General features: G+C 34.8%; 3 protein-coding genes and 1 pseudogene. 2 read left to right on the forward strand and 2 right to left on the reverse strand.

What is annotated here, in order from left to right; genetic code table 11:
* Positions 1 to 251 (reverse strand): annotated as a pseudogene (locus AC06OU_RS06935) (methyl-accepting chemotaxis protein); the annotation flags it as partial.
* 173 nt (positions 252 to 424) lie between these two features.
* On the opposite strand from AC06OU_RS06935, the gene AC06OU_RS06940 reads away from it, so the two are divergent.
* Positions 425 to 580: a hypothetical protein gene (locus AC06OU_RS06940; protein WP_475854892.1), complete on the forward strand. Its 156-nt coding sequence runs from the start codon at positions 425 to 427 to the stop codon at positions 578 to 580.
* Complete coding sequence (locus AC06OU_RS06945) at positions 561 to 1118, forward strand: DUF6434 domain-containing protein (protein WP_475854893.1); 558 nt, start codon at positions 561 to 563, stop codon at positions 1116 to 1118. The genes AC06OU_RS06940 and AC06OU_RS06945 overlap by 20 nt, the downstream gene beginning before the upstream one ends.
* Before the next feature lie 59 nt (positions 1119 to 1177).
* Here the strand turns inward: AC06OU_RS06945 and AC06OU_RS06950 are convergent, their stop codons facing one another.
* Positions 1178 to 1378: a cold-shock protein gene (locus tag AC06OU_RS06950; RefSeq protein ID WP_169361140.1), complete on the reverse strand. Its 201-nt coding sequence runs from the start codon at positions 1376 to 1378 to the stop codon at positions 1178 to 1180.
* Between the last annotated feature and the right edge of the window lie 287 nt (positions 1379 to 1665).

The raw sequence follows: 1665 nt of genomic DNA on the forward strand, positions 1-1665 counted from the left end.
TGGATATAGTATTCAAGCTGCTCCTTCGTTTCCGGAGAATTATCGATTAACAATTCTTGAGAATATTGCCCCTGCATTCCAATACCAAAACGTATTTCGTCAATTACTCGTAATTGGGTGACTCTATAATCAAGCGCCTCATCCACCTTAGATTCTACATTAGCAGATGTAAGCATAGCTGTTACAGTAGAGATTAATAACAAAACTATAATGACGATAAATGCGATGTTTAACTTTTTTCCGATACTCATAAGCTGCCTTCTTTCCCGTAAATATAATCACCTCGTTTTTATCGGCTATTAGTATTGGTATTTGAAGTGTGATTATGGAAAATTATTGATAATTGGAAGTTATTGATAAAAGATTAATAAATAAATTATCTTAAAAAAACATCTCCACCCTTTAAAGTAAAAATGGGGGAGGGGTGCTATATGGAGATAATCGTGTACACTTTAATATGGATGGGATATTAACAATGGTTGCTGGATTGTTACAATGGAAGGAAAAGGGTTTTACATATCCTACGGTATTAGTAGGTCGGTTAACTGGAGGGAAAAGAGATGAGACCACAACTAACTAAAGATATAAACATAGAAGAATTTAAACAGTATTATTGGTTAAAGGAAGAGCTCCAAGCGTTTTGTAGAGAGCACCTTATAAGCCCAGCTGGTTCGAAAGGAGAAATTGCTAATCGAATAGAGGTATTCCTTCACTCAGGCGAAATACTTCAACCAGTCAGAAGAGCTAAAATCTCTAAAGTGGAAGAACCATTATCTTTGGATTCTGTTATAACAGAAGGGCATCGGTGTAGCCAACAAGTAAGGGCATTTTTTCAGGAAGCTATAGGACCGAAATTTCATTTCTCTACTTATATTCAAAATTATTTTAAAAACAATATAGGAAACACATACCGTGATGCGGTGAACGCTTGGATGGAGGAGGAGGAGCGTAAGAGAGATCCGGCTTACTCGAAAGCGATTGCACCTCAATTTGAATATAACCAATTCATAAAAGACTTCTTTGCGGATTCTAACAATAAAGGAAAAACACGTCAGGAGGCTATCCAAGCATGGAATGCTATTAAGCAGCTTCCAGGAAGTAATACATATCAAAAATAAAAAGCCGTACCCTCGAATTGCTTCGAGTGTACGGCTTTTATCAAATTAATTCCGAAGAATTAAAGTTTTACGATGTTAACTGCTTGTGGTCCGCGGTTACCTTCTTCGATATCAAATTCAACTTTTTGACCTTCGTCAAGAGATTTGAATCCGTCACCTTGGATAGCTGAGAAATGAGCGAATACGTCGCTTCCACCTTCAACCTCGATAAATCCAAAACCTTTTTCTGCGTTAAACCATTTTACTGTACCTTGTGTCATGTAAAAAACCTCCATAAAATAAATTAAATAATATAAATCTTTCAACAGATAAAAAAATTCACATATTACAAAAAGTATCGACAAACATTTCACGATCACTTTTTGTAATATGTGAATTCAATGTTTTCTTTTGAAGCAATTTAACTATTGAACTTAGTATATAACGTTTAATGTCATTTGTCCAGTAATGTACTTAGGTTATTTAAAATTCTTTTATTAACCGTATAAGTATTAGCACTTAAGTCTACTGATTTTCTTAAAGGTAACGCAGTGATACCAGGACTTGA

The organism is Psychrobacillus sp., assembly GCF_056205495.1.